The organism is Ensifer sp. Root558, assembly GCF_001427045.1.
GTDB lineage: Bacteria > Pseudomonadota > Alphaproteobacteria > Rhizobiales > Rhizobiaceae > Ensifer > Ensifer adhaerens.
Genome location: NZ_LMGC01000009.1, coordinates 170,664 through 190,655 on the forward strand (window position 1 = coordinate 170,664; position 19,992 = coordinate 190,655).

General features: G+C 63.1%; 15 protein-coding genes. 6 read left to right on the forward strand and 9 right to left on the reverse strand.

Going from position 1 to position 19,992, the window contains the following annotated elements:
- Positions 1 to 96: 96 nt before the first annotated feature.
- Positions 97 to 849 (reverse strand): septum site-determining protein MinC, encoded by a 753-nt coding sequence (gene minC, locus ASD63_RS12075; protein WP_060529343.1) that lies wholly within the window; start codon positions 847 to 849, stop codon positions 97 to 99.
- A gap of 328 nt (positions 850 to 1,177) precedes the next feature.
- Here minC and ASD63_RS12080 point away from each other — a divergent pair, with 328 nt between their 5' ends.
- The 4 genes from ASD63_RS12080 (at position 1,178) to ASD63_RS12100 (ending at position 5,318) form a co-directional block, all read left to right on the forward strand.
- Entirely contained in the window at positions 1,178 to 1,363 is a 186-nt protein-coding gene (locus tag ASD63_RS12080) for a hypothetical protein (protein ID WP_034798488.1), read from the forward strand.
- A 607-nt stretch (positions 1,364 to 1,970) separates the two neighbouring features.
- Positions 1,971 to 2,375: a DUF1236 domain-containing protein gene (locus tag ASD63_RS12090; protein ID WP_060521874.1), complete on the forward strand. Its 405-nt coding sequence runs from the start codon at positions 1,971 to 1,973 to the stop codon at positions 2,373 to 2,375.
- 187 nt (positions 2,376 to 2,562) lie between these two features.
- A complete protein-coding gene (locus ASD63_RS12095) occupies positions 2,563 to 2,958 on the forward strand; it encodes a cupin domain-containing protein (protein WP_034798394.1) in 396 nt (131 codons plus the stop codon).
- A 311-nt stretch (positions 2,959 to 3,269) separates the two neighbouring features.
- Entirely contained in the window at positions 3,270 to 5,318 is a 2,049-nt protein-coding gene (locus ASD63_RS12100; RefSeq protein WP_060521875.1) for a calcium-binding protein, read from the forward strand.
- A gap of 11 nt (positions 5,319 to 5,329) precedes the next feature.
- Here the strand turns inward: ASD63_RS12100 and ASD63_RS12105 are convergent, their stop codons facing one another.
- From ASD63_RS12105 to ASD63_RS12115, 3 genes are read right to left on the reverse strand one after another with little or no spacing between them, the layout of a single operon-like run.
- Positions 5,330 to 6,052, reverse strand: coding sequence for an ABC transporter ATP-binding protein (locus ASD63_RS12105; RefSeq protein WP_060521876.1), 723 nt, complete (start codon positions 6,050 to 6,052; stop codon positions 5,330 to 5,332).
- On the reverse strand, positions 6,049 to 7,290 hold the full coding sequence (locus ASD63_RS12110) for an ABC transporter permease (RefSeq protein ID WP_034798398.1): 1,242 nt from the start codon (positions 7,288 to 7,290) through the stop codon (positions 6,049 to 6,051). Before ASD63_RS12110 ends, ASD63_RS12105 begins: the two co-directional genes overlap by 4 nt.
- A gap of 7 nt (positions 7,291 to 7,297) precedes the next feature.
- The gene (locus ASD63_RS12115) at positions 7,298 to 8,308 is read right to left on the reverse strand and encodes an efflux RND transporter periplasmic adaptor subunit (RefSeq protein ID WP_034798492.1); all 1,011 of its coding nucleotides are present in this window, start codon (positions 8,306 to 8,308) and stop codon (positions 7,298 to 7,300) included.
- Positions 8,309 to 8,452: 144 nt separating this feature from the next.
- Here ASD63_RS12115 and ASD63_RS12120 point away from each other — a divergent pair, with 144 nt between their 5' ends.
- Positions 8,453 to 9,139: a TetR/AcrR family transcriptional regulator gene (locus tag ASD63_RS12120; protein ID WP_034798399.1), complete on the forward strand. Its 687-nt coding sequence runs from the start codon at positions 8,453 to 8,455 to the stop codon at positions 9,137 to 9,139.
- A 52-nt stretch (positions 9,140 to 9,191) separates the two neighbouring features.
- Here ASD63_RS12120 and ASD63_RS12125 read toward each other — a convergent pair whose 3' ends face one another.
- Positions 9,192 to 10,928, reverse strand: coding sequence for a penicillin-binding protein 2 (locus ASD63_RS12125; protein ID WP_060529344.1), 1,737 nt, complete (start codon positions 10,926 to 10,928; stop codon positions 9,192 to 9,194).
- Position 10,929: 1 nt separating this feature from the next.
- Complete coding sequence (locus ASD63_RS12130; RefSeq protein ID WP_060529345.1) at positions 10,930 to 13,386, reverse strand: penicillin-binding protein 1A; 2,457 nt, start codon at positions 13,384 to 13,386, stop codon at positions 10,930 to 10,932.
- A 322-nt stretch (positions 13,387 to 13,708) separates the two neighbouring features.
- On the opposite strand from ASD63_RS12130, the gene ASD63_RS12135 reads away from it, so the two are divergent.
- On the forward strand, positions 13,709 to 14,626 hold the full coding sequence (locus ASD63_RS12135; protein ID WP_051659435.1) for a LysR family transcriptional regulator: 918 nt from the start codon (positions 13,709 to 13,711) through the stop codon (positions 14,624 to 14,626).
- A gap of 132 nt (positions 14,627 to 14,758) precedes the next feature.
- Here the strand turns inward: ASD63_RS12135 and ASD63_RS12140 are convergent, their stop codons facing one another.
- The 3 genes from ASD63_RS12140 to ASD63_RS12150 are packed head-to-tail and all read right to left on the reverse strand — an operon-like array spanning position 14,759 to position 19,613.
- On the reverse strand, positions 14,759 to 16,306 hold the full coding sequence (locus tag ASD63_RS12140; RefSeq protein WP_034798401.1) for a SpoVR family protein: 1,548 nt from the start codon (positions 16,304 to 16,306) through the stop codon (positions 14,759 to 14,761).
- A 12-nt stretch (positions 16,307 to 16,318) separates the two neighbouring features.
- Complete coding sequence (locus ASD63_RS12145; protein WP_034798402.1) at positions 16,319 to 17,638, reverse strand: YeaH/YhbH family protein; 1,320 nt, start codon at positions 17,636 to 17,638, stop codon at positions 16,319 to 16,321.
- Between the two features lie 25 nt (positions 17,639 to 17,663).
- Entirely contained in the window at positions 17,664 to 19,613 is a 1,950-nt protein-coding gene (locus tag ASD63_RS12150; protein ID WP_034798403.1) for a PrkA family serine protein kinase, read from the reverse strand.
- Positions 19,614 to 19,992 lie beyond the last annotated feature (379 nt).

Consider the following 19,992-nt stretch of genomic DNA (forward strand, 5'->3'; position numbering starts at 1 on the left):
AGAATTCGCCTTCGCCTACGTCCTCGTGACACCGGCCGGATCGACCTGAATCACCAGATGCGGATGGTAAGCATCCACACCTTTCCTTGCCTCGGCCTAACCGAGCGTTCCCGATTTCAGCTCTTCGCCGTCGAGCCAGATCTGCACGGCCTTGCCACGCAGGTTCTGCTCCATGTCGTCGGCCGTCTTGTAGAAGCCGTCGATCGCAATCAGTTCCGCTTCGAGCTTGCGGCAGAAGATCCGCGCCGAAGCATTGCCCGTGGTGCCGGCCATCGCCCGGCCGCGCAGCGCGCCGTAAATGTGGATCGAGCCGCCGGCGACGACTTCGGCGCCCGAGGCGACCGACCCGATGATCGTCACGTCCCCTTCGGGGAAGAACAGCGACTGGCCGGAGCGCACCGGCTGGGTAACGACGATCGATGGCGTCGCCTTGGTGGCAAGCGGTTCTGCCGTGATCACGGTTTCCGCGGCTGCTTCCGCTTCCGGCGTCTCGCTCTTTTCGGCCTGTTCCGCCATCTTGGCTTCGTAGTCCGCCGCCGGGCGACCGTCGGTCATCGCGGGAGGAAGGTCAGCGCCGAGCAGAGACTGGCGCGCGCCTTCGATGCCCATGATGCGCACATTGCGCTTGCCGAGCTGGTCGACGAGTTCGCGCAGTTGCGACCGGTCGATATCAAGGCCGTCGACATCAAGCACGACCGGGCGCCGCAGGAAGAAACCGGCGGAGCGGGAGGCGAGATGGTCGAGGCGGGTGAGCCAATCCTCGAGCGGAAGCTCGGGGGTCAGCGCTAGCGCAAGGAAGGATCGCCCCTTGAGGCGGATCGGCCGGGATTCGGTTAACACATCATTCATCTTGGTAAATTTTCCGTTGCTTCGGTGTATCGATCAAATGGTTAACAAATGGTTAATTCGGCAATGCGAAGCTTAATGAGGCGGCGCTGAGGACCGGTCGCCGGCCGCTGGAAAACAAGGAAAATCGGGTGGCCGAAAAAGCCGCTCTTTTGCCCATCGTCGCCTTGGCTTCGGCCGATCAGACCCTGCGCCCGGCGCCGAGCGACGCAGAAAGCCTCGATACGGCAAGAGCGATTCGTCCGGGCTCATGAGGGGAGTTGACATTGGAACGCTAAAATAAGAACATAACAAGAACAAAGCGGAGGTTCCCATGAGTCGGATGGAGACCATGACCCACACGGAAGAAGTGATCGAACGCGCCATGGCCGCCGTTGCGGCCGCCCGAAAGAAGCGGGAACGCGAGGCCGAATGGCGCAAGCGCACCTTCGGCCGCATCGACATGGCGCCGCCGTTGCCGCGGCTGAAGCGTGGCGGTGTCCAGCTTTCGCTTCGGCTCGACGGTTCCGCACGCTGATGAAGGAGCGGGCCGCTCAAGGCCCGGCAGCTGGATGACGGGCGAAGCGAGTCGAAGCTTCGAGAGGAATGAACATGAGGCATCGTCGAAGCATCGACCTGATGCCGCGCGAAGACGCCGCCGATGACGGGGCGACCCTGGAACTCTTGCCGGAATGGTACGTGCTCGTGGCGAAATGCGGGAAATGCCGCCACCGGGGGCGGATCGATCGCCGGCTTGTTGCAAACAGGCGCGGATGGGGCGTCTCTCTCAATTCCATCGGGCCGGCGCTGAAATGCGTACGCTGCGGCAACAGGGAAGGGAACAAACTGCTTCTTGGCCGGTTGCCCCGGGACTAATGGTGGTGCGGGCAGAAAGCGTGGCGGGGGCAGATGGGTTTGCCGTGAGTGCACGAAGTGCGCTCTTAGTCACATAGAGGGTGAATCTCCGTTCTTTGTAGTATAGAATCGGTATTTGTCGATACGTCGTGGATTTGCATGGCGTTGATGTCGATCATATATTGATTGTTAATGAAATTTATCAAGCGTGATGCGCTGAAATTAGCGTGGATTCGGAACAAATTATTATTCCTTTCGTTGATGTGGTGATCAAACGAAAGGACTAGATCATGAAGAAGCTTATAATCGCCGCGGCTGTTGTTTCTTTGATGGCAGGATCCGCATTTGCTGAGGATGCCAACCAGAAAGCCGGCACGGCCGCAGGTATCGTTGGCGGCGCGACGGCGGGTGCCGTCGTCGGCGGGCCGATCGGTGCCGGTGTGGGTGCCGTGGTCGGTGGCGCGCTCGGTGGAGCGCTGACGCCGCCGCCGCCGGAAGTCATCACCTATGTCGAACAGCAACCCGCACCGCCTTCGGTCGTCGTGCAGGAGCAGGTGGTGATCGGTAAACCCATCCCGCAAGCCGTCGTCCTGACGCCCGTACCCGATAATCCGCGCTACGCCTATGCGGTCGTAAACGAGCACCGCGTGATCGTCGAGCCGCAGTCGAGAACGGTGGTCCAGGTCATCAACTGACCGTAGGCGGTCTTCATACCGTAGTCTCTCAGGGAGGGGTGGCGTTCCGCGCCGCCCCTTGCTTTTGCCCAGCTATCGTAAGGCGAGGCATCAAGTGCCCTTGAGCGCTTCATACAGCGGGATCGGTCGTGTCGATTGGTTCAACCTGATAAACTGCTGGCCGGATTTCATCGGCGGGGAGCACGTCATGGGAGCTGTCGCGCATGAAGACTGGCCGATCGAGATGTGGCGCCCGGGGGTTGAGACCCGCATGCTCATCTCCGCGCTCAATGGCGCTTCCGGATTGTGCCTGTTCGAACAATGGATCGCGCCCGGCGCCGGCGCGCCCACCCATAGCCATCCCGTCGAAGAGGTGCTGACGGTGGTGGCGGGGCAGGCGGAAATGTGGATCGACGACGAACGTTTCATCCTCACCAGCAATCAATCGCTGATCGTGCCGAAATTGCGTCGGCACGGGTTTGCAAATGTCGGCGGCGAAACGCTCCACATTCGCGCTGTGCTCGCATCCGCAGCCTTCGAGGCAAGCTTTGACGATGCAGCGGAAGCGACCAGGCGCTGGGCAGCCGCGCCGGTGCAGGGATAGGTCGGCACCTCCCATAAGCCACCACCCGAACTTCGGGCAAAGCCGTCGTGTCCGGCAGCGACCGGCTATCGAGGCTCGTGGCCTTCTTTCCCGAAAAGCTCGCACGCGTGTTTCTCACGCCGAGGGACGCACGGCGCCGAGGATGAAAATATACGCGCGAAACAACTAATATAAATCTCGAATTATATTGCCAGTATTTCGAGTATTTATTCGGTATTGCTTTACGAGTTTATATAAATACAGTCCGCATAGAAGTGTCGATATTTCCGTGGCAAAGTATTCTTGAAAATTGTTTGAAGGGGAGTGATCGCATGGCGAGGATCGTAGGTTCCTATGGGAACGACGTTTTGAAGGGTACCGCGGAAAGCGACCGCATCTGGGGGCTTTTCGGCGCCGACACGATCGACGGCGGCGCTGGCGATGATTTCGTCAGCGGCGGCGGCGGGCGCGATACCCTGATAAGCTCGAGCGGCTACGATCGGCTCGACGGCGGTGCCGACGACGACCAGATCGTGCTGAACGGGACCGGCGGTGCGGTCACCGGAGGGGCCGGCTATGATGGTCTCGTGGTCGATTTCTCACAAACCTCCGAGCGCATGGTGTTCAACGGCGGGTCCGGCCACGGTTATGTCGGAGATCCTGCGCTCGCCGGGCGCCACGTCTTCTTCCACGATATCGAGTGGTTGCGGGTGCTTGCCGGCAGCGGCGACGACCGGATCGCCGGCACCGCCTCAGGCGACAACATCTCGACGGGCGCCGGCAACGATGTCGTCTACGCCGGTGGCGGAAACGATCTCATAACCAACAGCGGCGGTCACGATCGTCTCAATGGCGGCGCCGGCAACGACCGCTTCGTTCTCATCGGTACCGGCAGCACCGTCTCCGGCGGCAGCGGCACCGATACGCTGGCTATCGATCTCGTCGCCGCCAAAGCCCCCGTCGTCTTCAACCTGCAAAACGGCCACGGCATCATCGGTCATCAGACATCGGGCGAGCGCCATATCTTCGTCACCTATGACGGCATCGAAAAGATCGAAGTGACGACGGGAAGCGGCAACGACCGGATCCTGGGGAGTACGCTTTCCGATGTCATCCAGACCGGCGGCGGCAACGACTTCGTCGACGCGGGTGTCGGCGACGATACGATCATCGACGGGCTCGGCGCCAATCGCCTGTTTGGCGGCGACGGCCGCGATCAGATCACCTCGACGCTGTATTCGGCAGAAATCGACGGTGGGGCGGGCCAGGACTGGTTATGGATCAAGGAAACGCAGCGCACGAGCGACCTGACGGTCGACTTCTCCGCCGGAGGGGCCTCGACCGGCACCGTCATTAGCGGCATCGAGGAGGCGAGCCTCATGCTCGGCAGCGGCAACGATCGGGTGATCGCCGGCGATCTGACCTATCTCGTGGTCGAGGCCGGCGCTGGAAACGATCACCTCGAGGGCGGCGCCGGAGGGGATGCGCTCTATGGCGAAGACGGCAATGATTACATTCACGGGGGTGCCGGAAACGACTCGATCGTCACGGGCGCCGGTGACGATGTGGCCTATGGCGGCGACGGAATGGACACGCTAGCCAATACCGGCGGCAGCGACGTGCTCGATGGCGGCGCCGGAGACGACTGGCTGCAGGACACCTTCCCCGGCGGTGGCAGCCTCGGTGTTGCGTCGATCCTGCGCGGCGGCGCGGGCAACGACACGATCAATGCCCGCTACGTCGGCGAGGTCGATGGCGGTGAAGGCCGGGACCTCCTGAACCTCAACTATGGCGGCCTGCCGGAGGCGATGGACTTCGACGCGGCACGGGGTGTCACCCATACCGGCCTGACGTTCACCGGTATCGAATATTTCAACGTTTCGAGCGGGGGCTACGACGACGTACTGCGCGGCGGCGACGACAACGACACTTTTTACGCCTCGAGCGGCAACGATATCCTCGAGGGGCGCGGCGGGGATGACAAGCTGACGGGCGCGTCGGAAAACGACCAGCTCTTCGGCGGCGACGGGGCGGATTTCCTCGATGGAGGGTCCGAGAACGACCTATTGAGCGGCGGTAACGGCAGTGATGTGCTGACGGGGGGCCGCGGCGCGGACACCTTTTACTGGTCGTCGGAAACCTCCGGCGAGGTGGGCCTCGATCGCATTCTCGATTTCGATGGCCGGCAGGGTGACCGCATCGCCTTTTCCCACGAGGCCCAGGACACAACGGGTATTCACAGCTATGCGGATTTCCTTGCCGCAGCGCGCGACACGGCCGATGGCGTGTTCGTCTCCTTCAATGGCTCGGAAACCGAAGGCATTCTGATCGAGGATAGCTCGCTCTCGGTTCTCTCCGAAAGCGATCTCGTCTTCGGCTGAGGCCTCGTTCGTCAGGCCTCCGGAGCTGCGCCTTCGTCTTGGCGCGCGGCATTGATCGTCTCCGTGGTCAGGTGCCCATCGATGAGATGAAGGCGCCGGTCCATGCGCGCGGCCATATCCAGGTCATGAGTGACCGCGACCACGGTCTTGCCCTCTTCGCGCACCAGCGTTTCCAGGATCCTGAAGACCTGCTCGGAGCTCGTGCTGTCGAGACTGCCGGTCGGTTCGTCGGCGAGGATCAGCGGCGGGTCGTTGGCGAGTGCACGGGCGACCGCCACGCGCTGGCGCTGGCCGCCCGAGAGCTGATCGGGCCGCTTGTCGAGGTGATCGGCAAGCCCGAGTGCCGCAAGCAGCTCGCTTGCCTTCCCACGCATCTCGCTCCGGCCGAGGCGGCCGAGCTTGCGCATGGGAATTTCGACGTTCTCGCGGGCGGTAAATTCGGGCAACAGGAAGTGGAACTGGAAGACGAATCCGATATTGGCGAGCCGCGTGGCTGCCCGTTCGTTCTCGTCCATTCGCTCCGTGTCGCGACCGCGGATCATAAGCGTGCCACCCGTCGGCCGGTCGAGCAGGCCGAGCAGATAGAGGAGCGACGACTTGCCGGAACCGGAGGGGCCGGTGACAGCGACGAATTCCCGCTCGCCGATGGTGAGCGATATGTCCTTCACCAGCGTGACAGGTACGGTCTCCCTGAGGATCCGCGTCAAATCCTTGGTTTCGATCAGCGTGCTCATGTCGCGCCCCGGATGATATCGACGGGATTTGCCCGGGCCGCGCGCCGCGCCGGCAGGTAGCCGGCAACCGCTGCCGATCCGAGCGCGAAAGCGGCGGCGATCAGATAGTGCAACATGCTCCAGGCGATCGGTAGCCGGGTCATCTCCTGGCCGGTGGCGGCGAGCTCGAAGCGGACGAGCGAAAGGCCATAGATCATTGCCAAGCCGAACGCCCAGCCGACAAGCGTGCCGACTGTCGCGATCGCCACGCCTTCGAGCACGAAGAGGATGCGCATGTCGGTCTCGGTGAAGCCGAGCGATTTCATGATGGCGATGTCGCGCGCCTTCTCGTGCGTGATCGTCGAGATGATGTTGAAGATACCGAAGCCGGCGACCAGCATGATCGCAGCGACGACCGTGTACATGATGACGTTGCGCACGACGAGCGCCTCGAGGATCGACTCGTTGGCCTCCTGCCAGGCGATCGCCTTGTAGCCGAGTTCCGCCTCGATACGCCGGGCGACGGTCGGGGCGGCGTTCGGATCGTCGAGCTTGATGTTGATCACGTTGATCGCGTTGGGCCGGGCTGAGAGGATTTGGGCGTTTTTCTGCAGCACATAGGCCTCGCCCTCGTCGCGCGCCGTCGTGCCGGTGTGGAAGAGGCCGACGATCTTGAAGCGGCGGCTGAGCCCTTCCGAAGAGACGGCGGTGATCGTGTCGCCGATCTTGGCACCGAGCCGGGAGGCCATGGTATCGCCGATCACCACATTGTTGCCGCCGGCGGCAAGGGCGGCGAAGCTGCCCGCCCTGAAATCTCCGATGATCGGCGAGACCCGCGGCTCCGCCTGCGGATCGATGCCGATGACGGCGGCGCCGACCTCCTGACCGGAATAGCGAAGGACGCCCTGCGCCCTGAGGGTGGCTGCAAAGCGGCCGGGGATCCAGCCGTCGAGCCAGGAGAGCGCTGCCGTTGGGTTGATGATGCCGCGGCGGTCGTCGCGTGGCCTGAGGCCGGAAATGGCCGCGGCACTAAACAGGTCTTCCGCCGGCTGGCGGCGCGCCGTGCGTTGCTCGTCGGTCACCTGCACATGGGGCATCGTGTCGACGAGCTGGCGAACGAAGTCGTCCTGGCCGCCCTGCATCAGCGCTGCCATGGCGATGGAGAAGCCGACGCCGACCGCCACGCCCAGCATCGCGACGATCGTCTGTCGGCCTCGGCCGGTGATGTGCGTCAGTGCGATGTCGAGGATGAGGCGCATGGCGGGCTCATTTCTCCGGCGAAGGGGTGGCCTTCACCCGCGTGCCATCGGCAAGACCGGTCGGGAAGGGCGAGACGACGCGCGCGTCGTCTTTGAGGCCGGAGAGGACTTCGACGCCGTCGGCGCCGCGGATGCCCGTTTTCAGTTCTCGGATCCGTGCGCGATTGCCGTCGATCACGGCGGCCTTCGCTCCTTCCAGCGCCACGGTCGGGATGATCAAGGCGCCATTGGCGACCCGCACGATGATGTTGACGTCGGTCGACATGCCGATCCGAAGCGGCGTGTCGTCGGGCAGCCGAAAGCGCACGCGATAGGTCTTCGTTACCGGATCACCCTTGGGCGTGATGCTGTCGACCGTCGCTTCCAGCTTGCGGTCGGGGAAGGCATCCGATCGGAGCAGCGCCTTCTGGCCGACTTCGACGCGCGGGATATCCTCTTCGTTGACGTCGGCGGTGACGATCAGCGGTTTCGGCTCTCCGACCCAGAAGAGCACCGTGCCGAGATCCGCGACCTCGCCGATCTCGCCGTCCTGCCTGAGTACCTGGCCGGCGCTCGGTGCGCGCAGCACATAGGTCGCGAGCCGCGCCTGGCGGCCGGCGACGAGCGCTTCGAGCTGGCCGAGTTCGCTGCGCGCCCGGTCGACTTCCTGTTCGCTGATCGTGCTGCGTTCGGCGAGCGCCAGCTTGCGCCGATATTCCTCCTGCGCCAGCGTCAGCCGCGCCTGTAGTTCGCCAAGCGCCGCCCGTGCCTCGGTGTCGTCGAGGCGGGCGAGCACGTCACCCTTGGCGACACGCTGTCCCTCGCAATTGCACTGCTCGACGATGCGCTCGGCGACCGTCGGGGTGACTTTCGCCCAGGTGCGCGGCTCCACCACGCCATCCGCATAGATGATCTCCGCCGCATCGCCGCGTTTCGGCGAAATGACGGAGACGGGAACCGGGCGAAGAAAATACCAGGCGCTTGCCGCACCGACGGCAACGACAACGGCCGCTCCGATTGCATAACGAGTGAGCCGCACGAGACGCTCCTTGAACGCTTCCAATCCGTTCTGTATAAATAGACCGACGGTCGGTTTGTTTCAAGGCTGCCGATTTCCTCGACCTTCAGGAGCATCGTGGACCGCGCCGCAAACCCGTGCTAAGCCGCCGTTCTGGGAGCGCTCATGGTCAGAACGAAGAAATCGCCGGAAGTCCGATCGAACGAGTTGATCGATTGCGCCGAGCGCTTGTTCTTTCTGCACGGCTACGAGAATACGACGGTCAACGACGTCATCCGCGAGGCCAATCTATCCAAGGGCGCCTTCTACCACTATTTCGTCTCGAAGGAGGCCTTGCTGGAGGCGGTCGCGACCCGCCTGGCTGAGCGGAACTTGAAGGAATTGCAGCCGCTTTTCGAAGATCCGTCGCTCGATGCAGTCGGCCAGCTGAATGCTCTTTTTGCCGGCTCGCGGCGGCTGAAGCTCGACATGGCGCCGCAGCTGAAGAACAGCTTCAACGCCCTCTTCAAGCCCGAAAATGTCGCGCTCTATCACCGTATCGACGAGGCGCTGATGGCCGTCAGCCTACCGCTGGTCGCCGAAATGCTGCGGCGTGGGCACGCGGACGGAACGCTCGATGCGCCCGATCCGGAAGCTTCCGCCCTGATGTTGCTGCAACTGCGGCTGAGTGTCGCCAAAGTGATGCACAAGGCCTTGCAGCGACAGGAGGCCGGCGACCTCGACGGCGCGGCTGCGATGCTCGACGGCTGGATGCGAACCTACGGCACCGCCATCGAGCGCTTTCTGAAGCTCCCGGATGGAACGATCGAAGTGACCGAACCGGGTTTCTCCCGCGCTTTCCTTGAGGCATAGCCGACGGTTCGGTAGCCGGCTCGCGCGTCATTGCCTGCCGCGGCGGCAGGGATCAAAGCGCTCCGTCGATCGCGCCGCTGTTGCGCTCGCCTGTGTTCGTCGGAGACGGAAAGAGCTGGGAGCCAAAGGCGCCCTGGCTGCTGATCTCGGGGAAGCTGACGTCTGCGATTTCGAAATCGGGCATGAGCGCAAGCATCGGCAAGATCCGTTCGAAAACCGCGCCGCCCAGCGGTGCTGCATTCCAGCCGGAGGTGCGGAAGCCATAGGTCTCCTTCAGACCCTTGGGCTCGTCGAGCAAAGTGAGAAGCAGATAGCGCGGATTGTCGACGGGAACGACGCCCATGAAGGATGTGATGTTCAGCTCCTTCGAGTAGCGCCCGCTGACCACCTTTTCGGCGGTGCCGGTCTTGCCGCCTATGAAATAGCCTTTGACCTCCGCCTTCTTTGCCGAGCCGGTCTTGGCGTTGAGCCGCAGCAGATAGCGCAGCGCCTCGCCGGTCTCCGGCTTGATCAGATTGCGCGCGATGATGCGTTCGTCGAGCGCCGCACCCTTGATCAGAGTTGGCCTTATAAGGCGCCCACCGTTGACGAGCGCCGCCACCGCGATGCTCGCCTGCAGCGGCGTCACGGCGATGCCGTGGCCGTAGGAGGCGGTCGCCGTTTCGATCTCGCCCCAGCGTCGCGGCAATTGTGGATGGGCGCTTTCGGGCAGTTCCGTCGTCAGCCGCGACATCTGCCCGAAGCGCGTCAGGAATGCCTGCAGGTTCTCCGGGCCGACGGATATCGCCATTTTCGCCATCGAGATGTTTGACGAATAGATGAAGGCCTCCGGCACCGTCAGTGGTCGATGCTGGCCGCGGTAGTCGTTGATGCGGAAGCGGCCGAAGGCGAGCGGCTTGCTGGCGTCGATGACGGAGCGGAGCGTGAACTGGCCGGAATCGAGCGCCATGGCCGTCGTCAGTGCCTTGAAGGTCGAGCCCATCTCGAAGGTGGCGGCGGCGATGCGGTTGATACGGTCGGGCTTCAGCGCGTCCACCGGCAGGTTCGGGTCGAAATCCGGGTAAGAAACGAGCGCCAGGATCTCGCCATTGGTGACGTCGAGCACCAGGCCGGCTCCGGCCTTGGCGCTGAACTTGGCGATCGCCTTGCGCAACTCGACCTCGAGCGCATGCTGGATGCGGATATCGAGCGTCGTGCTCACCGGCTCGAGGTTGCGATGGGAGAGATCCATGCCGCTCTGGCGCAGCACCTCCAGCCCCTGGCCCTCGATCCAGCGCTCGATGCCGGCGATGCCAATATTGTCGATATCGACCGCGCCGAGCACGTGGGCGGCAAGCGTGCCGTTGGGATAGAAGCGCTGTTTCTCGCGCTGGAAGCCGATCGCTGGAAGGCCGGCGTTCCAGACGGCCTGCTCTTCAGCCGGCGTCACCTGCCGCTTGATCCAGGCAAACGCCGCACCGCTCTTCAGCCGACGATAGAGGTCGCGCCCGTCGAGATCAGGGAAGATCGCTGTCAGCTTCTCGACTGCCTCGTCCACATCGACGATCAGTCGAGGCTCGGCGTAGAGCCCGGAACTCGGCACGTCGATCGCCAGCAAATTGCCGTTGCGGTCAAGGATCGAGGGACGGCCGAGCGACGGCGGCGGCGGTATGTAGCCGGTGCGCTCGTAGTCGGCGGCGCCGAGCTGGACGAGACGCGCGAGCATGAGGCCGAAGACGAGCGCGAAGGCGCCGATGACGAGGAGGAGGCGGCCGCGGGGATCCGGCCGGAGCTGAACCTTGCGTGCCATTTCAATAAAGTCCGTTGCTGTTGGTGAGAAGCTTCGCCCGCTGTTCGGGCGTAAGATCCGCATCGGCCCTGGCCGATGTGCTCGCCGTCTCGAAGCCGTCGATGACCGGGCAGCCGCCGGCGCAGGGGGCAGTGCCCGGCTTGAAGGATTCGAGAATGGCACCCGGCGTGCCCGCCGGGACCGGCTGGCCGCTCTTCCGGTCGATCGCCTCGACCATCATGCCTGTTGGCGCGTGGAAATCGGCCGCGGCCCGCCCCGCAAGAGCCACCTTCATGAAATCGATGAAAATGGGTGCGGCGAGGCCGCCGCCGGTTTCGCCGTAGCCCATGGGCTTCGGCGTGTCGTAGCCGAGGAAGACACCGGTGACGATATCGGGCGTGTAGCCGACGAACCAGACGTCCTTCTCGTCATTGGTGGTGCCGGTCTTTCCGGCGATCGGCACGCCGAGCGAGCCGACATTTCGAGCGGTGCCACGTTCGACAACGCCGCGCAGCATCGAAGTGACCTGATAGGCTGTCATCGGATCGAGCACGTAGTCGCGGTCGTCCACGGGCATGGGCTCTTCCTGGCCGGTCCAGTCGGAGGCGTTGCAAGCGTCGCACTTGCGCTGGTCGTGGCGAAAGATCGTGCGGCCGTAACGATCCTGGACGCGATCGACCATCGAAGGCGTGACGGCCCTGCCGCCATTGGCGATGACCGCATAGGCCGAGACCAGCCTGAGCAGCGTCGTTTCGCCGGCGCCGAGCGACATCGGCAGGTAAGGCTTCAGCTCGTCATAGATGCCGAAACGCTTGCCGTAGTCGGCGACCAGATCCATGCCGAGATGGCGGGCAAGGCGCACGGTCATCAGGTTGCGGCTGTTTTCGAGCCCGACGCGCAGCGTCGATGGACCGCTGAAGCGACCGTCGTAGTTCTTCGGTTTCCACACTCGCCCGGCGCCATCGGCAAGGGCGATCGGCGCATCCATCACCAGCGTCGTCGGCGCATAGCCGTTGTCGAGGGCGGCGGCATAGACGAAGGGCTTGAACGACGAGCCCGGCTGGCGATAGGCCTGGGTTGCGCGGTTGAATTCCGACTGGGCATAGGAAAAACCACCGGCGACCGCCAGCACCCGGCCGGTGTTCGGGTCCATGGAAACGAGCGCGCCCTGCACGAGCGGCGGCTGCCGGAGCAAGTAGCCGTCGCCCGCCTTTTCCACATAGACGACGTCGCCGGGCGCCAGAGCCCCGTCGGGTCCCGCGGCGCAGCCCCGCTTTGCCTTGGCCGAGCGGCAGAGCGCCCAGGCCATGCCCGGCCGGCCAAGGCGGATCGTCTCGTTGATGCCGAGAGCACCGCTTCGTGCCGCGGCCGTCGGCCTTAGCCCGATCTCTGCTCCATCCTTGTCGGTCGCCAGCACCACGCCGAGCCGCCATTCCGGCACGTCGGCGAGCGGCTGGAGCCTGGCAAGCGCCGGCGCCCAGTTTCCGCTCGAAGGGAGCCTGGTGACGGGGCCGCGGTAGCCCTTTGCCTGGTCATAGGCGACGAGGCCTTTGCGCAACGCCGTCATGGCGGCGGCCTGCAATCGCGGATCGAGCGTCGTGCGCACGGAGAAGCCGGCCGTATAAAGGGCAGCATCGCCGTATCGGGCGCTGAGCTGGCGGCGGACGTCCTCGGTGAAATAGTCGGAACTGGCGACCGCGGGCGATTGTTGGCGTTGCCTGACGCCGAGTGAGGAAGAGGATGCCTTGGCGGCGGCGGCGGTGTCTATGACGCCGTTCTGCCGCATCTGGTCGATCACCCAGTTGCGGCGGCCGGTTGCCCGCTCCGCCTGGCGGTCCGGGTCGTAATTGTTGGGCGCCTTCGGCAGGGCTGCGAGGAAGGCTGCCTCCGCGACCGAGAGCTCGCTGACCGGCTTGTCGAAATAGGTGAGCGCTGCCTGCGCCACGCCATAGGCACCGCGCCCGAGATAGATGTCGTTGAGATAGAGTTCGAGGATGCGGTCCTTGGAATAGGTCTGGTCGATCCGCAGCGAAAGGATCGCCTCACGCAGCTTGCGCTCCACAGTCCGGTCCGAAGTCAGCAGGAAATTCTTGGCGATCTGCTGCGTGATCGTCGAGCCGCCGATCATGCGGCGACCGGAGCCGTAGTTGGCGAGATTGGCAAAGAGCGCCGTGCCGATGCTCGCAACGTCGATGCCGGGATGGGTGTAGAAGTTCTTGTCCTCGGCGGAGAGGAACGCCTGGCGCACGCGTGCGGGGATGGTGGCGATGGGCAGGAACAGCCGGCGTTCCCGCGCGAGTTCCGCGACCATCGTGCCGTCGGCGGCATAGAGGCGGCTGGTCACCGCCGGCTCCCAGTTGGCGAGCGTGCGGTGATCGGGCAGGTGTCTCGTCAGGGCTGCGACGAGCGAGGCGGCGGCCAGCGCGACGACGACAGTAAGATTGAGGCATGTGCCGAGCAGATTTACGAGGAGCTTCATAACGGGCAGAGCGGACCTTCATGGCAGCAGGCAGCGTCGCCGACACAGGTGTTCGTGCGGCGGGCAGCGCATGCGGAGCGGAGTATTGGGGTGCGCCTACGTCCGCGGACGTTGGCTCGGTGACGGTGCCTGCGGCCGCTAGGGCCAGATGAAACGGCGCATGGATCAGGTCTCCGAAAGCGGTGCGGCTGACCGCGCCTTTCCTGAGTTGGCGACTTCCGGGCAACGGCACGCACCGCCGATAAAGTTCACCGTAAAGGGATTGTGCTTACGCAACAAACCACGTTTATTTGCGAGACCCATTAGGTGAGTTAAGGCATTCATGGTCAGGCCATATCTTCCGCTCAATGCGCTGCGCGCTTTCGAAGCCTCGGCGCGGCATCTGAGCTTTACGCGCGCGGCAATCGAGCTCTGCGTTACGCAAGCCGCGGTCAGCCATCAGGTCAAGCTTCTCGAAAACCGCCTGAACGTGACCCTGTTCAAGCGGCTGCCGCGCGGACTGATGATCACGGCGGAGGGCGAGGCGTTGCTGCCGGTTCTGCGCGATAGCTTCGACCGGATGGCGGACATGCTCGACCGCTTCGAGGCGGGGCATATTCGCGAAGTGCTGATGATCGGCGCCGTCGGCACGTTTGCGGTCGGTTGGCTGCTGCCGCGGCTCGCGGATTTCCAGGCGAAGTATCCCTTTGTCGACGTTCGCCTCTCCACCAACAACAACCGCGTCGACATGGCGGCCGAGGGGCTGGATTTCGCTATCCGCTTCGGCGGCGGCTCCTGGCACAATATCGAGGCGACGCGGCTCTTCGAGGCGCCGCTATCCGTGCTTTGCATCCCCGAGATCGCCGAGCGGCTGAAGACGCCGGCCGATCTGCTCGACGAAACGCTGCTCCGGTCCTATCGGGCCGACGAGTGGGTGACCTGGTTCGATGCAGCCGGCATCGCCTATCCGGCGCCCCTGCTCAAGGGCATCGTCTTCGATAGTTCGCTGGCGATGATGGAGGCAGCGGCCCAGGGGATCGGCGTGGCGCTGGCGCCACCACTGATGTTCTCGCGGCTGCTGTCGAACGGCACGATGCGCCAGCCCTTCGACGTTCACACCTCGATGGGAAGCTACTGGCTGACGCGGCTGAAATCGCGTCCCGTCACGCCGGCGATGACCGCCTTCCACGATTGGCTCGCTGCGGCGGCCGAGCAGGAGGCAGCGGCCTTGCCGGCCACGCCCGACGTTATCGCAGGCTGAACGTCCGCCACAGGGCCGTGCAGCGCAAGCTGCGCCTCAACCGGGTCCCGCGGCGGCGCGTCTTGATGACCAAATAATTCTAATGCCTGCCACCAATTCTAATGATGGCCACGACCCACGGCTTTTATCCGTTCACTCGGACGATTTTGCCGTCGAGCACTCGTACACCGTGCGCCCGCTTTGGGCATCGACGCCGGCGAGGCTCACCTCATAGCCCCAGAGATGGCGGATATGGCGCATCGTCGCGTCGCGGCTGCCCTCGTCGAGCAGGATACCGTGCTTGACATTGTGCTGCAGCCGCAATTGCCGGTCACCGAGCAGATCGACGTCCATCACCTGGATGTCCGGCTGGTTGGCAGCAACGTCGTAGCTGTTGGCGAGCGCCGAACGGACCGCGGAATAGCCGCGCTCGTTGTGGATCGAGGCAACCTCGACGAAACGATCCGACGAGCGATCGGAGAGCTGGAACAGCCGGAACTTGCGCATCACCGCCGGGCTCAGATACTGCAGGATGAAGGACTCGTCGCGATGGTTCGCCCAGGCGTCACGCAGCGTTTCCATCCAGTCGCCGTTGCCGGCGAAAGACGGGAACCAGTCGCGGTCTTCCTCCGTCGGTTCGGTGGCAATCCGCTGGATATCCTGCATCATCGCAAAGCCGAGCGCGTAGGGGTTGATGCCCGGGTAGCGCCGGTCGTTGAAATCCGGCTGGAATACGACGTTGGAATGGCTCTGCAACAGTTCCAGCATGTGACCTTCGCCAATCCTGCCCTGGTCGTAGAGGCGGTTGATGATGGTGTAGTGCACGAAGGTGGCGCAGCCCTCGTTCATGACCTTCGTCTGGCGCTGCGGCGAAAAATATTGCGCGATGACACGCACGATCCTGAGCAGCTCGCGCTGCCAGGGCTCCAGGATCAGGCTGTGTTTTTCGAGAAAATAGAGCAGGTTCTCTTCGGGCAGGTTGAGCACCTTCTTGCGCTCCGAAGCGTCGCGCTCGGCCTCGGCCGGATCACGGCTCTCGGCGACCTGCGGCAGGGTCCGCCAGAGGTCGCTATAGGTCTGCTCCTCATATTCCAGCCGCTCGCGCGCCCTTTCGCGCACCTTTTCAGAGGAGAGGCGTGGCGGGCGGCGGTAGCGGAAGACGCCCTGGTCCATCAGCGCATGGGCGGAATCGAGAATGGCTTCGACGGCGGCAGTGCCGTGCCGCTCCTCGCATTTGGTCACGTATTTCTTGGCGAAATCCATATAGCTCAGGATCGCGCCGGCATCGGTCCACTGGCGAAAGAGATAGTTGTTCTTGAAGAAGTGGTTATGGCCGAAAGCGGCATGCGCGGTCACCAGCGCCTGCATCGCCATGGTGTTTTCTTCCATGAGATAGGTGATGCAGGGATTGGAATTGATCACCAGCTCATAGGCAAGACCGCGGTGGCCCTTACGGTAGTGATGCTCCTCATAGGCAAAGCGCTTGCCGAAGGACCAGTGCTGGTACATGAGCGGCATGCCGACCGAGGAATAGGCGTCGAGCATCTGTTCGGAGGTGATGATCTCCAACTGGTTCGGGTAGACGCTGAGGCCCATTTCTTCGAGCGCGACCTGCTCGATCGCGTCGTAAGCACGCGACAGCGTCGCAAAATTCCAGTCGGACCCCTGGAACAGGAGACCTGAGGTCGTGCGTCGTGCCATCCGGTCTCCCCCTCACTTCCGGGTGCGTGCGGCCGGCTGCCGGGCAAAAAGCCTGCGGAAGACCGGGTAGATGTCGGCGGGCTTGGCGATCCGGGTCATCTGGAAATTCGACTTCTCGCCGTCCACCGTGCGATAGGCGCGCCAGAGCGCGGTGCCGTTGTCCGTCGAGCCGAAGATTTCCGTCTCGCGCTCGTCGATGATCTCGACATAGGCATAGTACTGGCAGAGCTTCGTGAGTTTTTCCCGCAGCAGTGCCGCACAATGTTCGCTGTCGCCAATGATGTTGTCGCCGTCGGAGGCCTGGGCCGCATAGATGTTCCAGATCTGCGAGGGGTAGCGGTCCTCGACGATCCTGATCATCTCTTCGAGCGCGGTCGATACGATCGTGCCGCCGCTCTGGGTGCTGTAGAAGAAGGTCTCCTCGTCGACTTCGCGCGCCTCGTCCGTATGGCGGATGAAGACGATGTCGATGCGTTCGTAGCGCCGTTTCAAAAACAGGTGCAGAAGCACGAAGAAGCGTTTGGCGAGGTCCTTCTCGCGCTCGCCCATGGAGGCCGAGACGTCCATCAGGCAGAACATCACGGCGTTGGCGTTCGGCAGCGGCTGCTGCTCAAAGCGGTTGAAGCGGATGTCGACCGGATCGACGTAAGGGATGCGCCGCCGCTTCTTCTCGATCCTTTCCAGCTCGACCCGCAGTTCCTTGAGCCTCTGTCGGCTCTTCGCCGTCGGCTCCGGCTCCACTTCCAGTTGCGCGATCTCGTCGGTGACCGCGGTCAGTTCCTTCTCCTTCGGCCGGTGCAGCGCCAGGCGCCGGCCAAAACTGTTGCGCATCGTGCGCCCGACATTGATGTTCGTCGGCGTTCCCGCCGTGGCGAAGCCGGCGCGGCGGGGCTTGAAGGTGATCGTTTCCTTGAGGCTGAGCTTGACCATGTCGGGGAGCTCCAGATCCTCGAAAAACAGGTCCAGTACTTCCTCGCGCGACAGGATGAACTGGAAATCATCGTCGCTTTCGCCGGTTCCGGGCTTGCCCTTGCCGCCGCCACCGCCGCCCGCTTCCGGTTTCGGCAGGCGGTCGCCTGCCGAAAACTCCTTGTTGCCGGGAAGCACGTAGTTGCGTTCGCCGGAGCCACGGGACGGCTGGAACGTGGGCTCGCTGGCACCATCAGTCGGCATCGGCACGCCATGCGCGGCGTCGACGTCGATGATCCTGTCCGACTTGACCTGATCCTTGATGACCCGCTTGAGCTCTTCGCGGGCCCGCTTCAGAAAGCGTTGTCGATTGCCGAGGCTCTTATCCTTCGGATTGAGCCGCCGGTCGATGAAATTCGGCATATACCAATCCCCTGCTTCGGCATCGTCAGCCCGCCTTGTTGACCCGCATATACCAATCGACCAGCCGCCGGACCTGACGCTCCGTATAGCCGCGTTCCGTCATGCGTTGGACGAACTCGGCGTGTTGCTTCTCGGATGCGCTGTCCTTCTTCGAGCCGAAGCTGATGACCGGAAGCAGGTCTTCGACCTGGCCGAACATGCGCTTCTCGATCACGTCGCGAAGCTTTTCGTAGCTCGTCCAGGAGGGGTTGCGCCCATGGTTCTTGGCGCGGGCGCGCAGGGTGAACTTGACGACCTCGTTGCGGAAGTCCTTGGGATTGGCGATGCCGGCCGGCTTTTCGATCTGCGACAGTTCGCTGTCGAGGATCTCCCGGTTGAGGATTTGTCCGGTATCCGGGTCCTTGAAGTCCTGATCTTCGAGCCAGGCGTCGGCATAGGCGATGTAACGGTCGAACAGGTTCTGGCCGTATTCGCTGTAGGATTCGAGATAGGCCTTCTGGATTTCGTGGCCGATGAATTCGGCATAGCGCGATGCCAGCTCGGACTTGATGAAGTCGAGGTAGCTCGCTTCGGTCTCCTTCGGGAACTGTTCGCGGCGGATCGCCTGTTCCAGAATGTACATGAGGTGCACGGGATCGGCCGCGACCTCCTTGGTGTCGTAGTTGAAGGTTTCCGACAGAACCTTGAAGGCAAAGCGGGTGCTGATGCCGGTCATACCCTCGTCGACGCCGGCGGCGTCGCGATATTCCTGAACGGACTTCGCCTTGGGATCGGTGTCCTTCAGGTTCTCGCCGTCATAGACCCGCATCTTGGTGTAGAGCGGCGAGTTCTCGTGACGGGCAAGGCGGGTGGAGACGGTGAAGCGGCTGAGGCTTTCCAGCACTTCCGGCGCGCAGGGACTCTTGGTCAGTTCGCTTTCGCGCAGCAGCTTCTCGTAGATCTGCCGCTCTTCGGTGACGCGCAGGCAGTAAGGCACCTTCACCACGAGGATGCGGTCGAGGAAGGCCTCGTTGTTCTTGTTGTTCTTGAACTGCAGCCATTCGGACTCGTTCGAGTGCGCAACAACGATGCCCTGATAGGGGAAACCTCCGAAGCTTTCGGTGCCGTTGTAGTTGCCTTCCTGGGTTGCGGTCAAAAGCGGATGCAGCACCTTGATCGGCGCCTTGAACATCTCGACGAATTCGAGCAAGCCTTGCGTCGTGCGGTTGAGGCCGCCGCTATAGGAATAGGCGTCGGGATCGGCCTGGCTGTAGTTTTCGAGCTGGCGGATGTCGACCTTGCCGACCAGCGAGGAAACGTCCTGATTGTTCTCGTCCCCGGGCTCGGTCTTGGCGATCGCCACCTGGCGCAGGCGCGACGGCATCAGCTTGACGACGCTGAATTTGGAGATGTCGCCATCGACTTCGTCGAGGCGCTTCGTAGCCCAGGGCGAGATCAGGCCGGTCAGACGGCGTCGGCCGATGCCGTATTTGTCTTCGAGCAGGTCGGCCATGCGGTCGGGATGGAAGAGGCCAAGCGGTGATTCAAAGACGGGACTGACCTTGCCGCCGACCGCCAGCGTGTAGATCGGCTGAAGTTCCATCAGTTTTTTCAGGCGCTCGGCGAGCGACGACTTGCCGCCGCCGACCGGGCCGAGCAGGTAGAGGATCTGCTTGCGCTCCTCCAGCCCCTGCGCGGCATAGCGGAAGTAGCCGACGATGCGCTCGATCGTATCTTCCATGCCGTAGAAGTCGGCGAAGGATGGATAGATCTTGACGGTCCGGTTTGAGAAGATGCGGCCGAGACGTTCGTCCGCGCTGGTATCGATGAGGGTTGGATTACCTATGGCTGTAACCATCCGCTCCTGTGCGGTGGCATACATGCTTTTGTCGTCGCGACATGCCAGAAGGTATTCCTGAAGACTGATTTCTTCTTGCGCTGCACTTGTATAGATCTCCGAGAAGAGATCAAAGACGTCGCATTCGCTCTTTTGCATCATGCTCTCCCGCGGCCGCTGGCTGAGACGGGGATCGCTGCTTATCGGCTCGCTCATTCGAATAAACGGCGTCCCATGCGCAATGTTCCTTCAGAGTACTCGCTTTCTCGTGATTCTCGAAGGGGTTGTTTCAATGAATGAAAAATCGTGACTGTGGCATCACGAAAACCTGATCGAAGCGGTGGTTATAAGGCGTTGAACGCAGGGCGTGCGCGATTGGCGCCGCATGCGCCCAGGCGTTTTCTGTGCGAGCGCCATGTTCGGTTGCGTCAGCCGCCGCCGGGTCCGCCGAGGTGGTGGAAAAGAAGGGCCAGAACCGCGTCTCGCATGGTCGCTGTCTCGACATGGCCGATGCCCGGCGCTGCAACCAAAGATAAGT